Origin of the sequence: Halomonas sp. HP20-15, assembly GCF_033446685.1 — a bacterium.
In the GTDB taxonomy this organism is placed as follows: domain Bacteria; phylum Pseudomonadota; class Gammaproteobacteria; order Pseudomonadales; family Halomonadaceae; genus Modicisalibacter.
The window spans coordinates 212,615-237,318 of record NZ_JAWQLY010000006.1 but is presented as its reverse complement, the minus strand read 5'-3'; the positions used below and the strand labels follow the sequence as shown (position 1 = coordinate 237,318).

The window sequence follows — 24,704 nt, the reverse complement described above, 5'->3', positions numbered from 1 at the left end:
GCGGTATTCTGCTACTCTGTCGTCCCATCCGGGCCGCTCCCACCAGGCCTTTCTGACCCACGATTCAACAGGTTCTCCATGACACGATATATCTTCGTGACCGGCGGCGTTGTGTCCTCTCTCGGCAAGGGCATCGCGTCGGCCTCGCTTGCGGCGATCCTCGAGGCGCGCGGCCTCAAGGTCACCATCCTCAAGCTGGACCCGTACATCAACGTCGATCCGGGCACCATGAGCCCGTTCCAGCACGGCGAGGTATTCGTCACCGAAGATGGCGCGGAGACCGATCTCGACCTGGGCCACTACGAGCGCTTCATCCGCACCAAGATGACCCAGGACAACAACTTCACCACCGGCCGCGTCTACGAGCACGTGCTGCGCCGCGAGCGCCGCGGCGACTACCTGGGCGGTACCGTGCAGGTGATTCCGCACATCACCGACGAGATCAAGCGCCGCGTCTACGAAGGTGGCGAGGGCGCCGACGTGGCGCTGGTCGAGATCGGCGGCACGGTGGGCGACATCGAGTCGTTGCCGTTCCTCGAATCGATCCGCCAGATCCGCAGCGAGAAGGGCGCCAGTCAGGCGATCTTCATGCACCTGACGCTGGTGCCCTACATCAAGACCGCCGGCGAGACCAAGACCAAGCCGACCCAGCACAGCGTCAAGGAGCTGCGCTCGATCGGCATCCAGCCGGACATCCTGATCTGTCGCAGCGAGGTCGAGCTCGAGGAGAGCGAGCGGCGCAAGATCGCGCTGTTCACCAACGTCGAGGAGCGCGCCGTGGTGCCGCTGCAGGATGCCGACACCATCTATCGCATCCCGTTGATGCTCCATGAGCACGGCCTCGACGAGATCGTCTGCGACAAGTTGCGTCTCGAGGCGCCGCCGGCCGACCTGGCCGAGTGGATCCATGTCCTCGATGCCAAGCTCAACCCGCTCAAGTCGATCAACATCGCCATGGTCGGCAAGTACATGGAGCTGCTCGACGCCTACAAGTCGCTCAACGAGGCGCTGATCCACGCCGGCATCCAGACCCGGGTCAAGATCAACATCGACTACATCGACGCCGAGGACATCGAGCGCCACGGCACCGAGCGCCTCTCCGGCAAGGATGCGATCCTGGTGCCCGGCGGCTTCGGCGAGCGTGGCGTCGAGGGCAAGATCGCCACCGCCCGTTACGCCCGCGAGAACGACGTGCCCTATCTCGGTATCTGCTTGGGGATGCAGGTCGCGGTGATCGAGTTCGCCCGCCACATCGCCGGCTGGGACGACGCCAACTCCACCGAGTTCACCCGCGACACCCAGCACCCGGTGGTCGGCCTGATCACCGAGTGGCTCAGCCCCGAGGGCAAGATCGAACTGCGCGACGAGGCATCGGATCTCGGCGGTACCATGCGCCTGGGCGGCCAGGTGTGCCACCTCAAGCCGGGCTCGCGAGCGCGCGAGGTCTACGGTCTGGACGCCATCACCGAGCGCCATCGTCATCGCTTCGAGGTCAACAACCAGTTCGTCGAGGCGCTCGAGGCCGCCGGCCTGGTGGTCGCCGGCAAGAGCGTCGACAATTCACTGGTGGAGATGATCGAGCTGCCCGATCACCCGTGGTTCCTGGCTTGCCAGTTCCATCCCGAGTTCACCTCCACGCCGCGTGACGGCCACCCGTTGTTCACCGGCTTCGTCACCGCCGCGCTGGAACACAAGAGCGCACGCCAGCGTACCCAGGTCCCGGGCTGAGGAGACGCCGCCATGGCCGAGTCACAGAAAATCATCGAATTTGCCGGCCTGAGCGCCGGCAATTCGTTGCCGTTGATGCTGTTCGGCGGCATGAACGTGCTGGAATCCCGCGAGCTGGCGCTCGAGGTGGCCGAAACCTATGTCGAGGTCTGTTCCCGGCTGGGCATTCCCTACGTCTTCAAGGCCAGCTTCGACAAGGCCAACCGCAGTTCGATCCACTCGTTCCGCGGCCCGGGCATCGACAAGGGCGTCGAGTGGCTGGCCGAGATCAAGTCGCGCTTCGGCGTGCCGGTGATCACCGACGTCCACGAACCCTGGCAGGCCGGACCGGTGGCCGAGGTCGCCGATATCATCCAGTTGCCGGCGTTCCTGGCGCGCCAGACCGACCTGGTGGTGGCGATGGCCGAAACCGGCGCGGTGATCAACATCAAGAAACCGCAGTTCCTCGCCCCGCACGAGATGCGCCACATCATCAGTAAGTGCCAGGAAGCCGGCAACGACCGACTGATCCTCTGCGAGCGCGGTTCGAGCTTCGGCTACAACAATCTGGTGGTCGACATGCTCGGCTTCGGCGACATGAAGCAGACCGGCTATCCGGTGATCTTCGACGTCACCCATTCGCTGCAGCGCCCGGGCGGACGCGCCGATAGCGCCGGCGGACGGCGCCAGCAGGTCGCCGAGCTGGCGCGCGCCGGGGTCGGCGTGGGCCTGGCCGGGCTGTTCCTCGAGGCCCATCCCGACCCCGATAATGCCAAGTGCGACGGGCCCTGCGCCCTGCCGCTGGACAAGCTGGAACCCTTCCTCGCCCAGCTCAAGGCGCTCGATGAATTGGTCAAGGGGTTTCCGGCCCTGGAGATATCCTGAGCGGAGCCGTGAGCCTTCACTCAACGCTGACAAAGGACGACTGACGATGAGCAAGATTGTCGAAATCCGCGCCCTCGAGGTGCTCGATTCCCGCGGCAACCCCACCGTGCAGGCCGAGGTGGTACTCGACGACGGCGCCAAGGGCGTGGCCTGTGCGCCGAGTGGTGCCTCGACCGGCTCCCGCGAGGCGCTGGAGCTGCGCGACGGCGACAAGTCGCGCTACCTGGGCAAGGGGGTGCTCAAGGCGGTCGCGGCGGCCAACGGCCCGATTCGCGACACGCTGCTGGGCAAGGACGCGCGCGATCAGCGCGCCCTGGACGACGCCATGCTCGAGCTCGATGGCACCGACAACAAGGCCAAGCTCGGCGCCAACGCGATTCTTGCCGTGTCGCTGGCGGCGGCCAAGGCGGCGGCGGTCAGCAAGGAAGTGCCGCTCTACGCGCATATCGCCGAGCTCTACGGCCAGCCGGGCCGCTACAGCATGCCGGTGCCGATGATGAACATCCTCAACGGCGGCGAGCATGCCGACAACAACGTCGACATCCAGGAATTCATGATCCAGCCGGTAGGCGCGGCGAACTTCCGCGAAGCGCTGCGGGTGGGTGCCGAGATCTTCCATGCGCTGAAGAAGGTGCTCGCCGGGCGCGGGCTGTCCACCTCGGTGGGCGACGAGGGCGGCTTCGCGCCGGATCTCGCCTCCAACGCCGATGCCCTGGCGGCGATCAAGCAGGCGGTGTCCGACGCCGGCTACACGCTCGGCAAGGACGTTACCCTGGCGCTCGATTGCGCCTCCAGCGAGTTCTACCAGGACGGTCAGTACAACCTGGCGGGCGAGGGCAAGTCCTACGATGCCGCCGGCTTCGTCGACTACCTGGCCGGCTTGTGCGGCGACTATCCGATCGTGTCGATCGAGGACGGCATGGACGAGTCCGACTGGGATGGCTGGAAGACACTGACCGACAAGCTCGGCGACAAGATCCAGCTGGTCGGCGACGACCTGTTCGTGACCAATACGCGGATCCTCAAGCGCGGCATCGACGAGCAGATCGGCAACTCGATCCTGATCAAGTTCAACCAGATCGGCTCGCTCTCCGAGACCCTGGATGCGATCAAGATGGCCCAGGACGCCGGCTTCACCGCGGTGATCTCGCATCGCAGCGGCGAGACCGAGGACACCACCATCGCCGATCTGGCCGTGGCCACCTGCGCGGGTCAGATCAAGACCGGCTCGCTGAGCCGCTCGGACCGCGTCGCCAAGTACAACCGTTTGCTGGTGATCGAGCAGGAGCTCGGCGACAAGGCCACCTATCCCGGGCTCAAGGCCATCAAGGGCCAGCACTGAGCGATGCCAACCGTCGCCGCCGGGCCCCCGCCCGGCGGCGACGTTGCTGATCGTGCATTTCCTGCCTTGGCGGCCATGCCTCACCGCCTCACGACGCCAATCATGGGCGGCTGTCAGTCAAAGCCTCGCCGCGTGTAAGAAATTCCCTACAAAACGAGCTTGTGTCGAGCTTGGTTTTATTTATAAATAATTGTTTTTAAACAAATTTAAATAACTCGTTCGAGATCGGGTGGGCCGCGACCAAGAAGGACCCATTGTCGCCTCGTCGCTATCGGGCACAATGGCTTCGGGATTTTTGGGAAGCGACTTGTCTAGCTCGACTCCACGGGCAGGATGCCAAGGGATGCAGCAGGACGACCCATCCGGCGTCGCAGGACGCGGCTGGCGGATAAGGAAGCGGTCGAAGGAGCGGGCAAGGGATTGCCCGAGAAAAGGGTATAGAGCGGGCGGCCTTCGGGCCGCCTTTTTTATGGGCGAGGCTTTTTTGGGCTTCTCGCCGGCTTTGCGTGTGGACTTCTCGCGTGGATTTCAAGGGGAACAACAGACAGGGCGGCGGGCGTGCCATGCTCAGGCATGGCACTGGTATGACTCATGGGTAGTCAGCGCTCGAGCTGTTCCAGCTTGCCGCTCTTGCCGTCCCACTCCTCGGCGTCCGCCGGTGGATCCTTCTTCTCGGTGATGTTGGGCCAGACCACGGCGAGCTCGGCGTTGAGCTCGAGAAACTGCTTCTGATCGTCCGGCAGCTCGTCCTCGGAATAGATCGCCTCGGCCGGGCATTCCGGTTCGCACAGCGCGCAATCGATGCATTCATCAGGGTCGATCACCAGGAAGTTCGGCCCTTCATAGAAGCAATCGACGGGGCAGACCTCGACGCAGTCGGTGTATTTGCAACGAATGCAATTTTCGGTGACGACGAATGTCATGGGAACTCCCTCGAGTCATGGTCGTGGCGCAGTACGCTCGATGTCCGGCGTTGTGTCGGCTGCCGTCACGGCAATGCCGGGCGCACGTTGGCTGGTTATAAACGCCGGGGTCGTTATAAGACCCACTTCTAATTGGGCGCTAATTCTAGTGCTGAGCGATAGGGGTCGGCAAGCGGCGCTATGGAACGTTTGGCCATGGAAACATACCCGTCTGGACCGGCCGCCATGAATGCCGGCCCTCACAGTCGCTCGCGCCAGCGATACAGCAGGTCGAGCGCCTGACGCGGGCTGAGCTCGTCCAGCGCCAGGCCATCGAGCTCCTCGACCAGCGGGTGCGGTGTGCTGGCGAACAGGTCGGGTTGGGCAGGCGCCGGTTGCGACGCTGTACCGGCCGGCATGCTGCGTTGGCCCTGGTCGATTTCATGCTGCTCGAGACTCGCCAGCTTGTCGCGGGCGCGCGCCACCACCGCCGCGGGGACGCCGGCGAGCTGGGCGACCTGCAGGCCGTAGCTCTGGCTGGCCGGACCTTCCTCGACCCGGTGCATGAAGACGATGCCTTCGCGATGCTCGGTCGCGGTCAGGTGGACGTTGGCGACGCCGTCGAGCTGTTCGGCGAGCGCGGTCATCTCGAAGTAGTGCGTGGCGAACAGCGTCAGGGCGCGCGTGGCGGCCAGGTGCTCGGCGCTGGCCCAGGCCAGCGACAGCCCGTCGAAGGTGCTGGTGCCACGCCCGATCTCGTCCATCAGCACCAGGCTCTCGGCGCTGGCGTTGTGCAGGATATTGGCAGTCTCGGTCATCTCGACCATGAACGTCGAGCGTCCGCCGGCCAGATCGTCGCTGGAGCCGATACGCGTGAAGATGCGATCCAGCGGGCCGACCTCGGCGCTGTCGGCGGGCACGAAGCTGCCGCTGTGGGCGAGCAGGGCGATCAGCGCCGCCTGGCGCATGTAGGTCGACTTGCCGCCCATGTTGGGACCGGTGATCACCAGCATGTGGCGGCTCGGGTCGAGCCGCAGGTCGTTGGGCACGAACGGGGCATCGCTGACGTGTTCGACCACCGGATGGCGACCGCCGTGGATCGTCAGCCCCGGGCTGTCGGTGAGATGCGGACGCGTCAGCTCGAGCGCCAGCGCGCGCTCGGCGAAGGCCGCCAGCACGTCGAGCGCGGCGAGCGAGCGGGCGCTGGCCTGCAGTGTCTCGAGCTCGGCACCCAGCGTGTCGATCAGGCTTTCGTAGAGCAATTTCTCGCGGGCCAGGGCGCGCGACTTGGCGGACAGCGCCTTGTCCTCGAACTCCTTGAGTTCGGGGATGATGAAGCGCTCGGCATTCTTGAGCGTCTGGCGACGGATATAGTCGGCCGGCACTTCGCGGGCCTGGGCGCGCGGAATCTCGATGAAATAGCCGTGCACCCGGTTGTAGCCGACCTTGAGACCGGCCAGCCCGGTGCGTTCGCGTTCGCGGCTCTCGAGTTCGACCAGGTAGGTGCCGGCGTTCTCGGCCAGCCCGCGCACCTCGTCGAGCTCGGCATCGAAGCCGTCGGCGATCACCCCGCCGTCGCGGATCACCACCGGCGGGCTTTCGACCAGCGCCCGGGTCAGCGTCTCGGCGAGCTCCGGATAGGGCCGGATGTGGCGCTTGAGCGCGTCGAGGGCGGTGCCTTCGTCGAGCGGGGCCAGCGTCGCCTGCAACTCGGGCAGCGCGGCCAGGGCATCGCGCAGGCGCGCCAGGTCGCGGGGGCGGGCGCTGCGCAGGGCGACGCGGGCGAGGATCCGCTCGACGTCACCGATCGGCTTGAGCGTGGCGCGCAGGCTCTCGAACAGGTCGTCTTGCAGCAGCAGTTGCACCGCGCCCTGGCGCCCGGCGACCTGCTCGCGATCGCGCAGCGGACGGTTGAGCCAGCGCTTGAGCAGCCGCGAGCCCATCGCCGTGGCGGTGGTGTCGAGTACGCTGGCCAGGGTGTTGTCGGTGCCGCCGCCGAGGTTCACGTCGATCTCCAGGTTGCGGCGGCTGGCGGCGTCGATCACCACCGCGTCGTCGCGATTCTCGACGCCCAGCCGGGTGACGTGGGGCAGCCGCGAGCGCTGGGTGTCGCGGGCGTAGTCGACCAGCACCCCGGCGGCGGTCAGCGCGCATTCCAGATGGGCGCAGCCGAAGCCGCGCAGGTCGGCGACGCCGAACTGGTCGCACAGCAGGCGGGTGGCCGATTCCAGGTCGAACAGCCAGGCGCTCTGGCGCTTGAGTCCGGCGCGTTCGCCGATCGCCGGCGGCAGATCCTGGGCATCGCCGACCAGCAGTTCGGCGGGTTGCAGGCGGTGAACCTCGGCCAGCATGTCGGCCTCGCCGTCCACTTCGAGCACGCTGAAGCGGCCGCTGGAGAGCTCCAGCCAGGCCAGCCCCCAGCGCTCGCCCTGGCAGTGCAGGGCGAGCAACAGGTTGTCGCGCCTGGCATCGAGCAGCGCCTCGTCGTGCAGCGTACCGGGCGTGACGATGCGCACGACCTGGCGATCCACCGGCCCCTTGCTGGTCGCCGGGTCGCCCATCTGCTCGCAGATCGCCACCGACTCGCCCGACTTGACCAGCCGCGCCAGGTAGCCTTCGGCGCTGTGGTAGGGCACCCCGGCCATTGGAATCGGCTTGCCGCCCGACTGGCCGCGCGCGGTGAGCGTGATGTCGAGCAACTGCGCGGCGCGCTTGGCGTCGTCGAAGAACAGCTCGTAGAAATCGCCCATGCGATAGAAGAGCAGCACGTCGGGATGCTCGCGCTTGATCTTCAGATACTGCGCCATCATGGGCGTGTGCTGAGGACTTTTCGTCTCGACCGCGTCTTGCATGAACTTCGCATTCCCGTGTGACAGTGGGCTGGTCGCTTTGGGGCGTTTGCTGGCCGGACATTCTAGCGCAGTCCGCTCAGGGGGAGACAGGCCCACATGTGCGGACCTGACAGGAGCTTGTCGTCTACGCTCTTACTAATGCGTTTCGTCACTCAGGGACGAGAGACGGAACGCTCGATGCATGAATGACTGAACCAGGGAGGGAGTGTGGTCAAGGCAGCTCGACGACTTCTCGTAACGCTGGTCTGTCTCTTGGCATTGCTGGCGGGCGGCATGGTCCTCCTCGAGTCGCCATGGGCCCGCGAATGGCTGGAGGGGCAGGTCAGCCAGCGCCTGAATGGCCGTGACGTCGAGATCGGCAGTCTGGACATCGGTTGGGGCTGGCCGCTGACGGTGCGCCTCGAGGAGATAGGCGTTGCCAACCCCGACTGGGCGGGGCATGACCGGATGCTCGACCTGAAGACGCTGGAAATTGCCGTGGATCCCGGCGCCCTGCTGAAGGGCAATCTCGAACTGCAACGGCTCGCGCTCGGCCGGCCGGTGATCCATCTCGCCAGGCGCGAAGACGGTACGTCGAACTGGCAGGGGCTGACCGGACAGAAAGGTCAGCAGGATGGCGGGCTTGGCATAAGCCCGGATATCGTCAAGATCGACGACGGGCATCTGACCTACCGGGATCCCAACCTGGAGGCGGACCTGAGCGTCGATTTCCATACCCGCAGCGCGGGAGACGGTGCCCGCGAGCTGATGATCGAAGCGCAGGGGCGCCTTCAGGGTTTGCCGCTCGCACTCAGCGGCCATGGCGGGGCACCGTCCAAGGCGCTGGCGGGCGATCCTGCCAATGCCTACCCGGTCACCCTGCAGGGCCATCTCGGCCAGTTGCAGGCGAGCTTCGAGGGTCGGCTTGCCGACGTCACCCAACCGGCCAACCTGGAAGGTCAACTGGACGTGTCCGCTCCCCAGACGGCGAACCTGGCCAGACTGGTCGGTCGTCCCGCGCTTGAGTTGCCGTCGTTCGAACTGCACGGCCACCTCGGCCATCAGGATCGACAGTGGTCGCTGCAAAGCGCCACGGCCCGACTGGGCGAGAGCCACGTGCAAGGTTCGGTCGGCGTCGCCCTGGGCGGAGCGCGGCCCAGGGTCACCGCCCAGCTCCAGGCCGACCGAATCGACCTGTCGCGCTGGGGGTTGCTCGGCGACGATAAGACGCCGCAGGCCGGCCGAGAGGACGACGATCAGTCGATGCCTTGGGACCAACGGCTGGCGCAGCAGCTGGCGCCGCTGCAGGAATTCGATGCGCAGGTCGATCTGACGGTCGACCGCCTCGCCTATGCCGATACCGCGGTGCACGATGTAGCACTGAAGGGCAGCCTCGAGGCTGGCCGGCTGGATATCCAGAACCTGCACCTGGAACAGGACCGGGGCGCGTTGACGGCCCAGGGCGTCCTGCGCATCCAGCCACAGACACTGGGCGGCAACATCGATGCGCAGCTGTCCCGATTCGACCTGGAGGAGGCCCTGGCCCCGCTGGGCAGTGACGTTCAGGGTGTCCTGGGCGGCCAGCTGCATGCCCGCTTCTCGCAGGGGGAGTTGGCACTGAAGAACACCTCGCTCGACTATCGCCTGCCCTCGCAGGATCTGTTCCTGCACGTGAACGCCGATGCCGCCGATCTCGAGGGCATCTCGACGACCGGCGTCCATCTGCAGGGTCACGGGCGCTACAACGGAGAGTCGTTCAAGTACGACCTGAAGGTCGGGCCGCTGCTCAATCTTCGCGATCCCGACAAACCGTACCCCGTAAAGGGGTGGGTCAGCTCCGACCGGTCCGAGCTGCATGTCGACGGGACGATCGAGAAGCCGTTGGAGCTCGGTCGGATCAAGGCCTCGGTCCGGTTGTCGGGGCCCAACCCGGCCCGTCTCAACGAGCTGACGGGGCTGAACCTTCCCGCCTTGCCGCCCTACCAAATCCAGGGGGCGCTACGCGTCAGGGGCGACCTGGTCCGGCTGCTCAACCTGGACGGCACCTTCGGCAACAGCGATGTCGGCGGCGACGCTCGTCTCCGCCTGGGGGAGCGCAACATGCTCTGGGCGACCCTGCACTCGCAGCGGCTGGATCTCGATGACCTGGCGCCGCTCACCGGGAGTGCGCCGGAGACGGGAGGCGGAGAAGCCGCCTCGCCCGCCCAGCAGGCGCAGGCCCGCCAGGAAGAGGGCCGGCAGGGGCTGTTCTCCGATCGTGAATGGGATCTTCAAGGGCTGCGCAGGATGGACGCCAAGGTTCGCTACAGTGCGGGCAGTGTCGCTTCCGAGTACGTCCCGCTGTCCGATGTATCGCTGGATATGACCCTGGAGCGCGGCGTGCTGACGCTCGATCCGCTGCGTATGGGGGTCGGTGGCGGCATCGTCGTCGCGCATGTGCGAATGGATGCCCATGGCCAGGCGCTGGATGGCGACCTGGACCTGTCGGCTCGCCAGGTCAATCTCAAGCCTATTCTGCGGCGTGCCGGGGCACCCGAGATCGCCGAGGATTCCGCCGGAACCCTGGGGGGGCAGGGACGGGTCCGCTTCGCCGGCGGCTTGATGGACGAGCTGATGGCCAGCCTGAATGGCCGGTTGGAACTGGCGCTGTCCGGAGGCCGCCTGGACATGCTGCTGGTAGAGGCGCTGGGCCTCGATGTCAGCGAAGCGCTCATGGCTGCGCTGTATGATGCCGACAAGGTGCCCATGCGTTGTGCCTACACCCGGCTGGATGCGGATAGCGGCGTTGCCGCGGTCGAGCAGTTCTTCCTCAGCACCGCCGACTCGAACATCACCGGCGGCGGGGAGATCGACCTGGATCATGAGCGATTCGATCTGGTCTTCGAGGCGCACCCCAAGGACCCCAGTCTGCCGGCCTCCGACTCGCCGGTCAGGTTGCAGGGCACCATCACCAACCCGCAAGTGGATGTGGTCTCCCGTGAACTGATCGTGCGCGGAGTGCTGTCTGTCCTTGGGGCGCTGGCGGCGCCTCCGCTGGCCATTCTGCCCTGGGTGGAACCGGGGCTTGGGGAGGGAGCCGGCCCCGGCTGTCGACAGGTGCTCGACGCAGCGCACAAGGCGCAGGAGTCGACCGGGCACTGAGCCCACGGAGCGCGGGGCTTCTGTTAAGCTGCAGGGAAGCTGTCCTTGAGCGACGAGGAAAACCGTGTGACCCGGAGCGATACAGCAAACGAGGCCGAACTGCAGACGCTCAGCGAGCGCCTGCAGCATGCCTGCCTGGCGCATTGCCTGTCGGTGACCGCCGCCGAGTCCTGCACCGGTGGCGGCGTGGCCAGCGCGATTACCGATATTGCCGGGAGCTCCGGCTATTTCGAGACCGGCTATGTGACCTATTCCAACGCCGCCAAGACCCGCTTGCTGGGCGTGGCGGAAGCGATCCTCGAGGCTCACGGTGCGGTGAGCCGCGAGACGGTCGAGGCGATGGTCGCCGGGGCCTGTCGCGAGAGCGGGGCCGATGTCGGCGTGGCCATCAGCGGCGTCGCCGGGCCCGGCGGCGGCAGCGCGGAGAAGCCGGTGGGAACGGTCTGGTTCGCCTGGGGAAGCGCCCTTGCGCAGCAGGCCGAATGCCGGCGCTTCGACGGCGACCGCCGGGCGGTTCGCGAGCAGGCGGTACGCGTGGCTCTCGAAGGATTGGTCCGCTGGCTGGAAGCGCCGTGAATGGTTCTCGAGAAGATGGATTTTATCCTCGCCAGGAGTAGGCGAGTGGCGATTTTTTCGTCATAATACTGTCTAGCTATACAGTGATTGGATAAGGCCAGACGATGCTGGCGATGCGAGCCCAGAACCGGGTGTCGCGCCAACCTACACGTGCTATCAGGAGACATTCATGGCACAGGACGATAACCGTTCCAAGGCACTCAACGCAGCGCTGTCGCAGATCGAGCGGCAATTCGGCAAGGGCACCGTGATGCGCCTGGGCGACACGCCACGGGTGACCATGCCGTCGGTATCTACCGGCTCGCTGGGCCTGGACATCGCGCTGGGCATCGGCGGCCTGCCGCTGGGCCGGGTCGTCGAGATCTTCGGTCCCGAGTCGTCGGGCAAGACCACGTTGACGCTGTCGGTGATCGCCCAGGCGCAGAAGCAGGGCAAGACCTGTGCGTTCGTCGATGCCGAGCATGCGCTGGACCCCAGCTACGCCGAGAAGCTCGGCGTCAACCTCGACGATCTGCTGGTCTCGCAGCCGGACAACGGCGAGCAGGCCCTGGAGATCTGCGACATGCTGGTGCGCTCCGGCGGGGTCGACGTGATCGTCATCGACTCGGTGGCGGCACTCACGCCGCGCGCCGAGATCGAGGGCGAGATGGGCGATTCCCACGTCGGTCTGCAGGCGCGCCTGATGTCCCAGGCGCTGCGCAAGATCACCGGCAACATCAAGAACGCCAACTGCATGGTGGTGTTCATCAACCAGATCCGCATGAAGATCGGCGTGATGTTCGGCAGCCCCGAAACCACCACCGGCGGCAACGCGCTGAAGTTCTACTCCAGCGTGCGTCTGGATATCCGCCGCACCGGCTCGGTCAAGCAGGGCGACGAGGTGACCGGCAACGAGACCCGCGTCAAGGTGGTCAAGAACAAGGTGTCGCCGCCGTTCCGCCAGGCCGAGTTCCAGATCCTCTACGGCAAGGGCATCTACCATGCCGGCGAGGTGGTCGATCTGGGCGTGCAGTGCAAGCTGGTCGACAAGGCCGGCGCCTGGTACAGCTACCAGGGCAACAAGATCGGCCAGGGCAAGGCTAACGCCGCGCAGTATCTCGAGGACAACCCTGCGGTCATGGAAGAGATCGAGAGTCAGATTCGCGCGCAGTTGCTGAACATCACCGACGGCAAGCCCAAGGAAGAGCCCGAGGCGCCGCAGGCCGAGGCGGCCGGCGAGGAGCAGGACGACCTGCTTTGATCCGACAAGTGTGACGAATGCGCAGCGAGGAGGAGCGCCGAATCATGTGTGCCGCGCCGGGTGGGGAGTCCACACCCCGTGACGACGCCGTTCGCCTGTTGGCGCGCCGCGAATACTCGCGGGCCGAACTGGCGGGGCGGCTCGCTGCCAAGAATCACGCTGCCGAAAGCATCCAGCAGACGCTGGACGCGCTCGAGGCCGAAGGGTTGCAGTCCGACGCGCGGTTCGCCGAAAGCTTCGTGCGCTCGCGTCTGGTTCGTGGCCAGGGGCCGATGAAGGTGCGCGCCGGGCTCCACGAGCGTGGCATCGAACGTGAGCTGGCCCGTGTGGCGCTCGACGAAGCGCAGGGCGAGACGGACTGGCGCGCGCTGGCCTGCGAGGCGCTGGCCAAGCGCTTCGACGGGCCCGGCGCTACGCCGCGCGAGCGGGCCCGGCGCGAACGTTTCCTGGCCGGGCGCGGCTTCGACTTCGAGCAGATGAAATACGCGCTGGCGCATGCCTGGGATGCGCCGGATTAAGGCGCCGGCGCCGATCCTTCGGGCCTGCGTGATGGCTGGCCACTTCGCCGATCACCGTCGCTGAAGCTCTTCGCGGTGCGCCTTGGCGAAGTTGCACCTTGGCCCCGCCGCGTTGGCGGCTTTGGCACCCTCTGCGGCCTTCTTCCAAGCCTTCCCCTCAGGGCCCCTCCCTTTAGTCCCGCGCTGAACGCGTTATACTAGTGCGCTTGCGACGGCTGCTTGCGACGGCTCGGGACGTCACTTTCCCGCCATTTTCAACACGCCGCCACGACGTTTTGCGAAGACCACGTTCCTAAGCCAGTTGCACGAATGACGGTCGGTCGTGTCCCGCAGCGCCCCAATCACATTGCCACGGGTTTGCCATGAAAAGTGCAGATATCAGACAGGCCTTTCTGACCTTCTTCGAGGAGCAGGGGCATACCATCGTGCCGTCGAGCTCGCTGGTGCCGCACAACGATCCCACCCTGCTGTTCACCAACGCCGGCATGGTCCCGTTCAAGGATGTCTTCCTGGGACGCGACCCGCGGCCCTACGTGCGCGCGACCTCGGCCCAGCGCTGCGTGCGCGCCGGCGGCAAGCACAACGACCTGGACAACGTCGGCTATACCGCGCGTCATCACACCTTCTTCGAGATGCTCGGCAACTTCAGCTTCGGCGACTACTTCAAGCGCGACGCCATCCGCTTCGCCTGGTCGTTTCTGACCGAGCGGCTGGGGCTGCCCGCCGACAAGCTGTGGGTCACCGTTCACGTCAGCGACGACGAAGCCGAAAGGATCTGGAAAGACGAAATCGGCATCGACCCGCAGCGCTTCTCCAAGCTCGACGAGGACAACTTCTGGCAGATGGGCGATACCGGCCCCTGCGGACCCTCCTCGGAGATCTTCTTCGATCACGGCCCCGAGGTCTGGGGCGGGCCGCCGGGCAGCCCCGAAGAAGACGGCGATCGCTACATCGAGATCTGGAATCTGGTGTTCATGCAGTTCGATCGCGACGCCGCCGGCAACCTGAATCCGCTGCCCAAACCGTCGATCGATACCGGCATGGGGCTCGAGCGGGTCGCCGCGGTGCTTCAGGGCGTGCATTCCAACTACCAGATCGACCTGTTCGAGAACCTGCTCAAGGCCGCCGGCGAGATCATCGGTCACGCCGATCTCGAGGCACCGTCGCTGCGCGTCATCGCCGACCATATCCGCTCCTGCGCGTTCCTGATCGTCGACGATGTGCTGCCCTCCAATGAAGGGCGCGGCTATGTGCTGCGCCGGATCATCCGTCGCGCCATTCGCCACGGCCACAAGCTGGGCGCCCGCGAGGCGTTCTTCCACAAGCTGGTCGCCGCGTTGGACGCCGAGATGGGCGAGGCCTACCCGGAACTGCGCCAGGCGCGGGGACGCATCGAGAAGGTCCTGCTCAAGGAGGAAGAACAGTTCGCCCGCACGCTGGACCATGGCATGGGCCTGCTCGAGGCGGCACTCGCTGAACTAAGCGGCGACACGCTGTCCGGCGAGACGGTATTCAAGCTCTACGACACCTACGGCTTCCCCTATGACCTGACCGCCGACATCTGTCGCGAGCGCGGCGTGACCCTCGACGAGGCCGGCTTCCAGCGCGAGCTCGAGGCGCAGCGCGAGCGCGCCCGGGCGGCCAGCCAGTTCGGCGCGGATTACAGCGCGGCGATCGAGGTCGAGGGCGAGACCGCCTTCACCGGCTACGAGCGGCTCGAGGACGAGGCGCGGGTCACCGCGCTGGTCGACGAGTCGGGCAACGCGCTGGCCGCGCTGGAGGCGGGCCAGAGCGGGGTGGTGGTGCTCGACCGGACCCCGTTCTATGGCGAATCCGGCGGTCAGATCGGCGACAGCGGCTATCTCGAGGCCGACGGTATCCGCTTCGAGGTCCGCGACACCCAGAAGCAGGGCGGCCATCATCTGCACCACGGGGTGCTGACGGAAGGGCGCCTGACGGTGGGTTCCGCGGTTGCGCCCAGGGTCGACGCCTCGTTGCGCGCGGCGATCATGCGCAACCACTCGGCGACCCACCTGCTGCACAAGGCGCTCAGGCAGGTGCTCGGCGAGCACGTCCAGCAGAAGGGCTCGCTGGTCAGCGCCGAGCGGCTGCGCTTCGATTTCAGCCACTTCGAGGCGATGAGCGCGGAGCAGCTCGCCGAGGTCGAGGCGATCGTCAACCGCCAGGTGCTGGCCAACGCCGACACGCGCATCCAGCAGATGACCCTCGACGAGGCCAAGGCCAAGGGCGCGGCGGCGCTGTTCGAGGCCAAGTACAGTGACAACGTGCGCGTGCTGACCATCGGCGCCGACGATTTTTCCATCGAGCTGTGCGGGGGTACCCACGTGGCTCGTAGCGGTGACATCGGGGCCTTCCACGTGCTGGCCGAAACCGGCATCGCCGCCGGTGTGCGGCGTATCGAGGCGGTCACCGGCGAGGGTGCGCTGGCCTATTTCCGCGAGCAGGAAGCCCGTGTCACGCGCCTTGCAGAACGCATCAAGGCCAAGCCGGAACAGCTCGAGGAGCGCGTCGAGACCCTGCTCGAGCGCAATCGCACCCTCGAGAAGGAACTCGAGCGGCTCAAGGCCAAGCTGGCCAGCGCGGCGAGCAGCGACATGCTCGGCGAGGCGCGCGAAGTCGCCGGTGTCCGGGTGCTGGCCAAGCAGGTCGAGGGCGTCTCCGGCAAGGAGCTGCGCGGCTTGATGGATCAGCTCAAGAACAAGCTGGGCTCGGGCGTGCTGGTGCTGGGCGCCGCCGATGGCGGCAAGGTCAGCTTGATCGCCGGGGTCACCGACGACCTCACCGGCCGCGTCAGGGCCGGCGAGCTGGTCAACCATGTCGCCGCACAGGTCGGCGGCAAGGGCGGTGGTCGCGCCGACATGGCCCAAGCCGGCGGCAGCGATGCCGCGGCGCTCCCGCAGGCACTCGCCAGCGTTCCGGATTGGCTGGCAGGCCAACTGGGCTAGAATCATCCATCGCTGGGCCGTAACGAACATCGTCCGGCCCTTTCTTATAGGTTCCTGTTTATAGGTTCCTGCTTATGGTCCTGATGGGCCCTTGTAGATATCTGGAACTCACGACGCATTCACTCAACACACTTCACGGATAGACAACCTATGGCGCTATACGTACAGAAGTTTGGTGGCACCTCGGTGGGCTCGGTCGAGCGCATCAAGGCCGTCGCCGATAAAGTCAAACGCTACCGCGACGACGGCCATCAGGTCGTGGTCGTGGTCTCGGCGATGAGTGGCGAGACCAACCGGCTGATCGAACTCGCCGGCCAGATCAACGACGAGCCGACGCCGCGCGAGATGGATATGTTGGTGTCCACCGGCGAGCAGGTCACCAGTTCGCTGCTGGCCATGGCCCTGCACAAGCTGGGCGTGCCGGCGACCTCCTACACCGGCGGCCAGGTGGGCATCCAGACCGACAGTGCGCACACCAAGGCGCGCATCCAGCGCATCGAGACCGATGAGCTGCGCCAGGATCTCGACGAGGGCCAGGTGGTGGTGGTTGCCGGCTTTCAGGGGGTCGACGAAGAGGGCAATATCACCACCCTGGGCCGCGGTGGCTCGGACACCACCGGGGTCGCCCTGGCGGCGGCGCTCAAGGCCGACGAATGCCAGATCTACACCGACGTCGACGGTGTCTACACCACCGACCCGCGGGTCTGCTCCAAGGCGCGCCGCCTGGAGTCGATCACCGTCGAGGAGATGCTCGAGCTGGCCAGCCTGGGCTCCAAGGTCCTGCAGATTCGTGCCGTCGAGTTCGCCGGCAAGTACAACGTCCCGCTGCGCGTGCTCTCGAGTTTCGAGGAGGGCGCCGGCACCCTGATCGTCGCTGATTCAGATGAAGAAGAGGATTCCATGGAAGAGCCGCTGATCTCCGGTATCGCCTTTACCGCCAACGAAGCCAAGCTGACCCTGCTCAACACGCCGGATGTGCCGGGTGTCGCCTCGCGCATTCTGGGGCCGATCGCCGACGCCAACATCGAAGTCGACATGATCGTGCAGAACGTGGCCCCGGCCGGCGATTACACCGACTTCACCTTCACCGTGGCCAAGGGCGACTTCAAGCAGACCCAGCGCATCCTGCAGGACGACGTCATCCCGGCGCTGGGTGGCGGCGAGCTGCGCGGCGACGACAATATCGCCAAGGTATCGCTGGTCGGTGTCGGCATGCGTTCCCATGCCGGTGTCGCTTCGAAGATGTTCCGCGCGCTGTCCGACGAAAACATCAATATCCGCATGGTTTCCACGTCCGAGATCAAGATTTCCGTAGTGATCGACGAAAAGCACATGGAACTCGCGGTGCGTGCACTGCACAAGGCGTTCGGTCTGGACAAGGACGACATCGAAAGCGAGTGAAGCGGGCAGAATGTGCCATGCGTTCTACGCTAGTAGGGTGTAAGGAAACGCAAACGGGTCGCGCGGCTTTCATTCAACGTGGCGATAGGGTTTCATGGCACGCTGAATTTGGCTCAGACAAGCGTATGGCGCATAATCGTGCGCCATGCCTTTTATTGGCTGTAAAATCGCGCGCATCCCGTTGGAAGAACGTCTGAAAGGAGATCAGTCATGCTCATCCTGACCCGCCGAGTCGGCGAGACCTTAATGATCGGCGATGAGATTACCGTCACGGTTTTGGGTGTCAAAGGTAATCAGGTCCGTATCGGTGTAAACGCGCCCAGGGACGTCGCCGTCCACCGCGAAGAGATTTACCAGCGCATCCAGCGTGAGCAGACCGGTAACGACAGCAGCGAGTAAGGGTCAAACGTGTCTGGGAACGCCTTTCAAGCGATTTGATGGGTCGATCCCCATGCCTGTAAGCCCGGTCCGGGGCGTTTGGGAGCGTTGATCACCCGGTACGAGGCCGACCGTCCGCCGAAAAAGACCCTGGCAAGGGTGGACAAGATTCAACAGAAACGGTAACATACGCGCCGTGTTGATGAGGGAGAGGTGGCCGAGTGGCTGAAGGCGCTCCCCTGCTAAGGGAGTATAGGGCTTATACCCCTATCGAGGGTTCGAATCCCTCCCTCTCCGCCATTCAAGAGCTTGAATGCGCCCTCGACACGATCGTGAAGATGCATCTAAGATGCGCCCGTAGCTCAGCTGGATAGAGTACCTGACTACGAATCAGGTGGTCGGAGGTTCGAATCCTCCCGGGCGCGCCATCTTCCCGCCGATAGACGCTCTTTTCTTCGCGTCTATGTTGCGTTCGGCAGCGAATCGGCGAGTTCGATTCAGCCAGCGTGAATCGTACTGCAGGCGAGTATTGCAGACGAAAGAGTTGTACAGCATCGCACCGTTTAGCGCCCGTAGCTCAGCTGGATAGAGTACCTGACTACGAATCAGGTGGTCGGAGGTTCGAATCCTCCCGGGCGCGCCAGATTCCGATCCGCTCTCCCCATCAAGGGAGGGCGGATTTTCGTTCGTAGGACGTTTTTTGGATCGCTTGCCAGAGCTTTTCGAGGCGTTTCCTTCAGGGGTTTCCTTGGCAGCTTCAAGGGTCGTCGACGAGCGTCGCGACCCCGAGCGGTCGTTTCGAGGCGCACTGCCAAGCAGTGCGCCTCTTTTTTTGCTCGTCAGCTCGCCGGGCCGTTCAGTCGACGAACGCCGGCATCGCTGCCGGCGGGGTTTCGGGGGCGGCGTGCAGGCCGGCGAGGAACGGTGCCAGGCGCGTCTCGCGACGCAGCGCCTGGAAACGCCGGGCGGCTTCGCTGTCGCGGCCGCGCATCTGGTTGAGCCACTGCTTCAGCAGCGACACCACCACCTTCTCGGGTAGCTCCTTGCGCTGGCGCTGGGCATACGCGTCGAGAATGTCCGCGCGGCGCTGCCAACCCGTCGCCGGCAGTTGCTCGCCGGTGCGTTGCCAGTGGCGAATACGCGCCGGCAACGCCGGATCGGCGAGCACCGCACGGCCGAGCATCACGTCCTCGCACCCCGACAGACTGCGCGCCTTCCAGTAATCGGCGAGCGTCCAGATGTCGCCGTTGGCGATCACCGGAATCGTCAGGCAATGACGGATGCGCGCGATCCATTCCCAATGCGCCGGAGGGCGATAGCCCTCGTTGCGGGTCCGTGCGTGGACCACCAGGTGGCGGGCGCCGCCGTCCTCGGCGGCCTGGGCGCAGGCCAGCGCCAGGCGCCGATCGGCGAAGCCCAGACGAATCTTGGCGGTCACCGGTATCTGCTCGCCGACCGCCTCGGCCACCGCCGACACGACCCGGTAGACCCGCCGGGGATCGCGCAGCAGCGAGGCACCGCCATCGTGGCGATTGACGGTCTTGGCCGGGCAGCCGAAATTGAGGTCCAGGCCGATGGCGCCCAGGCGCAACGCCTGGCGGGCGTTGGCCGCCAGTGCCTCGGGGTCGGACCCCAGCAGTTGCAGGTGCACCGGCACACCGCTCGGCGTCGCCACCGCGTCCTGGTGATGCGCCTGTCGCTGCTCGGGGTGGAGTTCGGGGCAGTGCTTGTAGAATACCCGCGGCGGCAGTCGTGCATCGACCACACGCACGAACTCGGTCACCGTCCAGTCGAGGCCTTCGTCTCGCGTCAACAGGTCGCGGGTCACGGCATCGATGACGCCTTCCATGGGCGCCAAGCCCAGACGCCCTCGATGAAGTAGATCAACCACAAGAAAGCCCAACCCTGGTGTGATGCATGGAGCAGCCATTCAGCCGGGTATTGTATCAGCCAGGGCTAGACTCCCGACCATAAAGCGGCGGTGATTACGCTTCCAGAAGGGCGACGCGGCCCTTGAGCCGGGCTTCGAGCGCCGTCAGCTCGAGGGGCTTGTCGCTCGGCCAGCCGACGCTGAGCGTGACGCCGTCGCCGGCGTAGTCGGCGGCCTCGACGGGGATGTCATGGCTGGTCAGCCAGGCGCGGGCCTCGGCCTCGCCGGCGAAGTCGACCTTGAGGCGCCGGGTGCATCGCTCGGTGAAGTCCGTGAGCGGCAGGCTGGCGAGCGCCGTCTGCACCGCCTGCGAGTAGGCGCGCACCAGCCCGCCGGTGCCCAGCTTGGTGCCGCCGAAGTAGCGCGTCACCACGCAGCCGATCTGGCCCAGTCCGCTGCCGTCGAGCACCTGGAACATCGGTCGCCCGGCGGTGCCGCCGGGCTCGCCGTCGTCCGAGAAGCCGATCGCCGTCTGCTCGCCGGGCGGGCCGGCTACGAAGGCGCTGCAGTGGTGGCTGGCATCGGGGTAGCGGCTGCGAGCCAGCGCCAGCAGGGCGTCGAAGTCGGCGACCCCGGGAGCGTGGCAGAGCCAGGCGATGAACCGGCTGCGCTCGATTTCGATCTCGGCCTGGTGGATTTCGCCCTGGCCGAGACGCGGAATCGAATAGCGCATCAGGCCGCGATGCTGGGCTGACGCATCACGCCCATCACCAGGCCGAGCACCTGGACGTCGTCGTTCTTCAAATAGATCGGCGGCATGCTGGCGTTGGCCGGCTGCAGGCGAACCCCCGACTTGTCGATATAGAGCTTCTTCAGGGTGACTTCCTGATTGTTGATCATCACCACGGCGGTTTCGCCGTTCTCGGCGCTCTCCTGACGCTCGATGATGATCACGTCGCCATCGAAGATATTGCAGTCGATCATCGAGTTGCCGCGCACTCGCAGGGCGTAGGTGTTGCGGCGCACCATGCGCGAGGGAATCGACACCGTGCTGGCATCGGGGCAGGCTTCGATCGGCAGGCCGGCGGCGACCTGTCCAAGCAGTGGAATCTCGACCAGGTCGGTCGCGTCGACCGCCTCCCAAGCGCCGTCGTTGAGCGGCAGGTTGGGCTGGCGTTGCAGATAGTGCGGTGTGGCGTGCTGCATGACCATCTCCCTCGAGTGCGATGCCACCGGGGCGAAGCCAGAGCCCTGAAGGTAGGACCCTGCGTCCACGGCAATGCGCATCATAGCAAGCCCGACGGGGCGGGCAAACGAACCGCCGACGGCGGGCGTTGAATCACCGCTTGGGCGCGGCCCGGCAGTTCGGTAGACTCACCCGGTTGACCCGTTGGCGTCGAGGAAAACCCACACTCGCATGCGTCTCAAATCGATCAAGTTGGCCGGCTTCAAGTCGTTCGTCGACCCGGTGACCGTGCCGTTCGACAGCAGCATGACGGCGATCGTCGGGCCCAACGGCTGCGGCAAGTCCAACGTCATCGACGCGGTGCGCTGGGTGATGGGCGAATCCTCGGCCAAGACGCTGCGCGGCGAGTCGATGACCGACGTGATCTTCAACGGCTCCACCGGGCGCAAGCCGGTGGGCCAGGCCTCCATCGAGCTGTTGTTCGACAACCGCGACGGCAGCATGGGCGGGCCCTACGCCCAGTACGCCGAGATCGGCGTCAAGCGCGTGGTCACCCGCGACAGCCAGTCGAGCTACTTCTTCAACGGCCAGAAGTGCCGGCGCCGCGACATCGCCGATCTGTTCATGGGTACCGGGCTGGGGCCGCGCTCCTACGCGATCATCGGCCAGGGCATGATCTCGCGGCTGATCGAGGCGCGCCCCGAGGAGCTGCGTTCGACGCTGGAGGAAGCCGCCGGCATCTCCAAGTACAAGGAGCGGCGCCGCGAGACCGAGAACCGCATGCGCCGCACCAAGGAGAACCTCGAGCGCCTCGACGACATTCGCGAGGAGCTCGACAAGCAGCTCGAGCGCCTCAAGCGCCAGGCCGAGGCGGCGCGGCGCTATCAGACGCTCAAGCAGCAGGAGCATCGCCTCAAGGGCGAGCTGGCGCTGTTGCGCGCCCGCGCGTTGCGCGTCCAGCAGGGCGAGCAGGAAAACCGCGTGCGCGAACTGGAGATTCAGGTCGAGCGCGAAATCCTCGGCCAGCGCCAGTGCGAGAGCCGGCTCGAGGAGTCACGCCAGGAGCACGACCGCCTGGCCGAGCAGCTCGAGGCGCATCAGGCGCGCTTCTACGAGACCGGCGCGGCGATCGCCCGGCTCGAGCAACGCCTCGAACACGCCCGGCACCAGGAACAGCAGCTGGCCCGCGAGCTCGAATCCGCGCGGCGCGAACTCGGTGAGCTCGACGAACTCGGCGAGGTCGATGCCGAGCGTCTGACGCGGCTCGATGAGCGCCTGGAAACCCTGGGCCCCGAGCAGGAAGAGACCGCCGAGTCGCTGGCCGAACTCGAAGCGAGTCTCGACGAGGCCGAAGCGAGCTACCAGGAGGCTCAGCAGCGCTGGGAGCGTTTCAACGAGGCGGATCGTCAGGCGTCCCACGACGCCGAGCGTGCCCAGGACCGGGTGCGCAATCTCGAGCGGGGCCTGGAAGCGCTGGGCGGCGACTTTCAGCGGCGCCGCCAGCAGCGCGACGAACTGCCCGATCAGCGGGAACTGCGCGAACGTTGCGAGACGCTCAACGAGCAGCTTGCCGAGATCGATCTCGAGCTCGAGGCACTGGAGACCCGCCGCGACGCGACCCAGGCCGCCCGCGACGCCGATCGCGAGGCGCTGCGCGAGCAGGAGGCCGCCCGCGAGGAGGACCGCCAACGGCGCAGCCAGCTACAGGGCGAGCTGGCCTCGCTGGAGGCGCTGATCGCCGCCAGCCTCGACGATCAGGACGCCGCGCTGGATACCTGGCTCGTCGAGCGCGGCCTGGCCGAGGCCCCGCGACTGGCCGAAGGGCTGCGTGTCGCCGACGGCTGGGAACGTGTGGTGTCCTGGGTGCTGGCGTCTTGGCTCAATGCGCGCCTGCTGCCGGAACTGCCACGCCAGGCACTCGGCAGCGCTCCCCCAAGCGGCGAGCTGGCGCTGGTCGAGGGTGTCGCGAATGATCCGGCGGCCGTCGCCGGCACCCTGGCCGCCCATGTCGAGGGCGCCGGGGCCGCCGCGGTGATGCTGGCGCGGATTCGCTGTGCCGGGGATGCCGGCGAGGCCTGGGCGCTGCGCGCGTCGCTGGCCCCGGGCGAGAGCGTGCTCAGCGCCGATGGGCTGTGGCTGGGGGACGGCTGGGCGCGCTATCTGGGTGTCGCCGACGGCGGCGACGGCGTGCTCGCCCAGCAGCGTCGCCGCGACGCGGCCAGTCTCGAGCTGGAAAGGCTGGAAGCGCGGCTCGCCGAGTGCGAGCAGCGGCTCGGCGAACTCCAGACGCGCGACGCCGAGCATGAACGGGTTCTGGAAGAGGCCCGCGTCGCCGAGCGCGATCTCGCCCAGCGGCGTCAGCAGGCGGCACTCGCCGAAGGCAACCTCGCTTCGCGGCTCGAACACGTCGACGCCCGTGCACGAGAACTCGACGAGGACATGGCCAACCTGCAGGAGCAGCGCGAGACTCGGGCGCTCGAACTCGAAGAGGCCCGCGAGCATTGGCAGGCGGCGATGAGCGAACTCGAGGACAGCAGCCAGCGCCGCGAGACCCTGGAGCGTCAGCGCCGCGACGCCCGGGAGGCGCTCGCCGCCCAGCGTGCCCGGCTGCGGCCGCTGCAGGAGCGCTCGCAGCAACTGGCGCTGGAGCATCAGCGGCTGACCACCGAGCGTGCCGGGCTGGCCGAGCAACGCACGCGCAGCGCCGAGACGCGCGCCCGGCTCGAGGACAAGTGCGGCGAGCTCGAGGCCAGCCGCGAGACGCTGCGCGAGCCCGAGGCCGAGGAGCGCGAGCAGCTCGACGAACTTCTCGACCGGCGCGCGCGCGAAGAGCAAGCCCTCAACGCTTGCCGCGACGAGGCGCAGCAGCTCGGCGAGCGGCTGCGCGAGACCGAGGCGACGCGCCAGCAGCACGAGCGCAATCTCGAGGGCATCCGCCATCAGTTGGAAGAGGGGCGCATGCAGGTGCAGGCGCTCAAGCTCAAGGCCGACGCCCAGGACGAGGCGCTCGTCGAACTGGGCTACGCTGATGCGGACGCGCATGCGCTGGCCGAGACGCTCGACCCCGAGGCCACCGAGTCGGCCTGGCAGGCGCGTCTCGAGGAGGCCACCGACAAGGTGCGCCGGCTGGGGGCGATCAACCTGGCGGCGATCGAAGAATATGACCAGCAAGCGGAACGCAGGGACTATCTTGAGGGTCAACATGCCGAGTTGAGTGAAGCGCTCGAGACCCTCGACCGGGCGATTCGCAAGATCGATCAGGAAACGCGGACCCGATTCAAGGAAACTTTCGAGCGGGTCAACGAGGGGTTCGGCCAGCTATTTCCGCGGGTTTTCGGTGGCGGTGCGGCCTGGCTGACGCTGACCGGCGAGGATATGCTGGAGACCGGAGTCGCCATCATGGCGCGTCCGCCGGGCAAGAAGAACAGCACCATTCATCTGCTCTCGGGGGGCGAAAAGGCATTGACCGCATTGTCGCTGGTGTTCGCCATCTTCCAGCTCAATCCGGCGCCTTTCTGCATGCTCGACGAAGTCGATGCTCCACTCGATGATGCTAATGTGGGGCGCTACGCGAAGCTGGTTAAGGATATGTCCGAATCGGTTCAATTCATCTACATTACCCACAACAAGATCGCCATGGAGGCTGCCGAGCGATTAATGGGCGTGACCATGCAGGAGCCGGGCGTGTCGCGTCTGGTTTCGGTGGGTGTCGAGGAGGCCGCAGAGCTTGCCGATGCATGAAAAACTTGCAGTCAATGCCG

Annotated in this window: 16 protein-coding genes and 3 tRNA genes; 14 read left to right on the top strand and 5 right to left on the bottom strand. The window is 66.2% G+C overall.

What is annotated here, in order from left to right:
* Nucleotides 1–78 precede the first annotated feature (78 nt).
* Genes R6258_RS10415 through eno form a run of 3 tightly spaced genes read left to right on the top strand, consistent with a single transcriptional unit; the run spans nt 79 to nt 3,934 of the window.
* A complete protein-coding gene (locus R6258_RS10415) occupies nt 79–1,728 on the top strand; it encodes a CTP synthase (RefSeq protein ID WP_318449900.1) in 1,650 nt (549 codons plus the stop codon).
* A gap of 12 nt (nt 1,729–1,740) precedes the next feature.
* Nucleotides 1,741–2,592: a 3-deoxy-8-phosphooctulonate synthase gene (gene kdsA / locus R6258_RS10410; RefSeq protein ID WP_318449898.1), complete on the top strand. Its 852-nt coding sequence runs from the start codon at nt 1,741–1,743 to the stop codon at nt 2,590–2,592.
* Between the two features lie 46 nt (nt 2,593–2,638).
* Entirely contained in the window at nt 2,639–3,934 is a 1,296-nt protein-coding gene (gene eno / locus R6258_RS10405) for a phosphopyruvate hydratase (protein WP_318449896.1), read from the top strand.
* 599 nt (nt 3,935–4,533) lie between these two features.
* On the opposite strand, the gene fdxA is transcribed toward eno, so the two are convergent.
* Nucleotides 4,534–4,857 carry a ferredoxin FdxA gene (gene fdxA / locus R6258_RS10400; protein WP_136066113.1) on the bottom strand — a complete coding sequence of 108 codons (324 nt, stop codon included), beginning with the start codon at nt 4,855–4,857 and terminating at the stop codon, nt 4,534–4,536.
* Between the two features lie 239 nt (nt 4,858–5,096).
* Nucleotides 5,097–7,688 carry a DNA mismatch repair protein MutS gene (gene mutS / locus R6258_RS10395; protein WP_318449892.1) on the bottom strand — a complete coding sequence of 864 codons (2,592 nt, stop codon included), beginning with the start codon at nt 7,686–7,688 and terminating at the stop codon, nt 5,097–5,099.
* 207 nt (nt 7,689–7,895) lie between these two features.
* Between mutS and R6258_RS10390 the strand changes: the two genes are divergently transcribed.
* The 10 genes from R6258_RS10390 to R6258_RS10345 all read left to right on the top strand — a co-directional run bounded on the left by R6258_RS10390 (nt 7,896) and on the right by R6258_RS10345 (nt 18,530).
* Nucleotides 7,896–10,808: an AsmA family protein gene (locus R6258_RS10390; RefSeq protein ID WP_318449890.1), complete on the top strand. Its 2,913-nt coding sequence runs from the start codon at nt 7,896–7,898 to the stop codon at nt 10,806–10,808.
* Nucleotides 10,809–10,907: 99 nt separating this feature from the next.
* Nucleotides 10,908–11,384, top strand: coding sequence for a nicotinamide-nucleotide amidohydrolase family protein (locus R6258_RS10385; protein ID WP_318449956.1), 477 nt, complete (start codon nt 10,908–10,910; stop codon nt 11,382–11,384).
* Nucleotides 11,385–11,553: 169 nt separating this feature from the next.
* A complete protein-coding gene (gene recA / locus R6258_RS10380; protein ID WP_318449887.1) occupies nt 11,554–12,624 on the top strand; it encodes a recombinase RecA in 1,071 nt (356 codons plus the stop codon).
* A gap of 44 nt (nt 12,625–12,668) precedes the next feature.
* Nucleotides 12,669–13,142, top strand: a complete 474-nt coding sequence (locus tag R6258_RS10375; RefSeq protein WP_318449885.1) for a regulatory protein RecX — start codon at nt 12,669–12,671, stop codon at nt 13,140–13,142.
* A 362-nt stretch (nt 13,143–13,504) separates the two neighbouring features.
* Nucleotides 13,505–16,108 (top strand): alanine--tRNA ligase, encoded by a 2,604-nt coding sequence (gene alaS, locus R6258_RS10370; protein ID WP_318449883.1) that lies wholly within the window; start codon nt 13,505–13,507, stop codon nt 16,106–16,108.
* A 150-nt stretch (nt 16,109–16,258) separates the two neighbouring features.
* On the top strand, nt 16,259–17,509 hold the full coding sequence (locus R6258_RS10365; protein ID WP_318449880.1) for an aspartate kinase: 1,251 nt from the start codon (nt 16,259–16,261) through the stop codon (nt 17,507–17,509).
* 210 nt (nt 17,510–17,719) lie between these two features.
* On the top strand, nt 17,720–17,908 hold the full coding sequence (gene csrA / locus R6258_RS10360; protein WP_318449878.1) for a carbon storage regulator CsrA: 189 nt from the start codon (nt 17,720–17,722) through the stop codon (nt 17,906–17,908).
* 186 nt (nt 17,909–18,094) lie between these two features.
* Nucleotides 18,095–18,187, top strand: a tRNA-Ser gene (locus tag R6258_RS10355).
* 51 nt (nt 18,188–18,238) lie between these two features.
* Nucleotides 18,239–18,315, top strand: a tRNA-Arg gene (locus tag R6258_RS10350).
* Nucleotides 18,316–18,453: 138 nt separating this feature from the next.
* Nucleotides 18,454–18,530: transfer RNA gene (locus R6258_RS10345), tRNA-Arg, on the top strand.
* A gap of 213 nt (nt 18,531–18,743) precedes the next feature.
* Here R6258_RS10345 and R6258_RS10340 read toward each other — a convergent pair.
* The 3 genes from R6258_RS10340 to lexA all read right to left on the bottom strand — a co-directional run bounded on the left by R6258_RS10340 (nt 18,744) and on the right by lexA (nt 20,963).
* Nucleotides 18,744–19,736, bottom strand: coding sequence for a tRNA-dihydrouridine synthase family protein (locus tag R6258_RS10340; RefSeq protein ID WP_318449953.1), 993 nt, complete (start codon nt 19,734–19,736; stop codon nt 18,744–18,746).
* Nucleotides 19,737–19,872: 136 nt separating this feature from the next.
* Nucleotides 19,873–20,490 (bottom strand): IMPACT family protein, encoded by a 618-nt coding sequence (locus R6258_RS10335; protein WP_318449875.1) that lies wholly within the window; start codon nt 20,488–20,490, stop codon nt 19,873–19,875.
* Nucleotides 20,490–20,963, bottom strand: coding sequence for a transcriptional repressor LexA (gene lexA / locus R6258_RS10330; protein WP_318449874.1), 474 nt, complete (start codon nt 20,961–20,963; stop codon nt 20,490–20,492). Before lexA ends, R6258_RS10335 begins: the two co-directional genes overlap by 1 nt.
* A 211-nt stretch (nt 20,964–21,174) precedes the next feature.
* Here lexA and smc point away from each other — a divergent pair, with 211 nt between their 5' ends.
* Nucleotides 21,175–24,684, top strand: coding sequence for a chromosome segregation protein SMC (smc, locus tag R6258_RS10325; protein WP_318449872.1), 3,510 nt, complete (start codon nt 21,175–21,177; stop codon nt 24,682–24,684).
* The last annotated feature ends 20 nt before the right edge of the window (nt 24,685–24,704 follow it).

Bases quoted from the DNA above. Each gene is read 5' to 3' on its own strand.
- eno (WP_318449896.1), top strand. From the start codon at position 2,639: ATGAGCAAGATTGTCGAAATCCGCGCCCTCGAGGTGCTCGATTCCCGC.
- smc (WP_318449872.1), top strand. From the start codon at position 21,175: ATGCGTCTCAAATCGATCAAGTTGGCCGGCTTCAAGTCGTTCGTCGAC.
- R6258_RS10415 (WP_318449900.1), top strand. From the start codon at position 79: ATGACACGATATATCTTCGTGACCGGCGGCGTTGTGTCCTCTCTCGGC.
- csrA (WP_318449878.1), top strand. From the start codon at position 17,720: ATGCTCATCCTGACCCGCCGAGTCGGCGAGACCTTAATGATCGGCGAT.
- recA (WP_318449887.1), top strand. From the start codon at position 11,554: ATGGCACAGGACGATAACCGTTCCAAGGCACTCAACGCAGCGCTGTCG.
- fdxA (WP_136066113.1), bottom strand. From the start codon at position 4,857: ATGACATTCGTCGTCACCGAAAATTGCATTCGTTGCAAATACACCGAC.
- kdsA (WP_318449898.1), top strand. From the start codon at position 1,741: ATGGCCGAGTCACAGAAAATCATCGAATTTGCCGGCCTGAGCGCCGGC.
- mutS (WP_318449892.1), bottom strand. From the start codon at position 7,688: ATGCAAGACGCGGTCGAGACGAAAAGTCCTCAGCACACGCCCATGATG.
- R6258_RS10340 (WP_318449953.1), bottom strand. From the start codon at position 19,736: ATGGAAGGCGTCATCGATGCCGTGACCCGCGACCTGTTGACGCGAGAC.
- R6258_RS10365 (WP_318449880.1), top strand. From the start codon at position 16,259: ATGGCGCTATACGTACAGAAGTTTGGTGGCACCTCGGTGGGCTCGGTC.
- R6258_RS10375 (WP_318449885.1), top strand. From the start codon at position 12,669: ATGTGTGCCGCGCCGGGTGGGGAGTCCACACCCCGTGACGACGCCGTT.
- alaS (WP_318449883.1), top strand. From the start codon at position 13,505: ATGAAAAGTGCAGATATCAGACAGGCCTTTCTGACCTTCTTCGAGGAG.
- R6258_RS10335 (WP_318449875.1), bottom strand. From the start codon at position 20,490: ATGCGCTATTCGATTCCGCGTCTCGGCCAGGGCGAAATCCACCAGGCC.
- lexA (WP_318449874.1), bottom strand. From the start codon at position 20,963: ATGCAGCACGCCACACCGCACTATCTGCAACGCCAGCCCAACCTGCCG.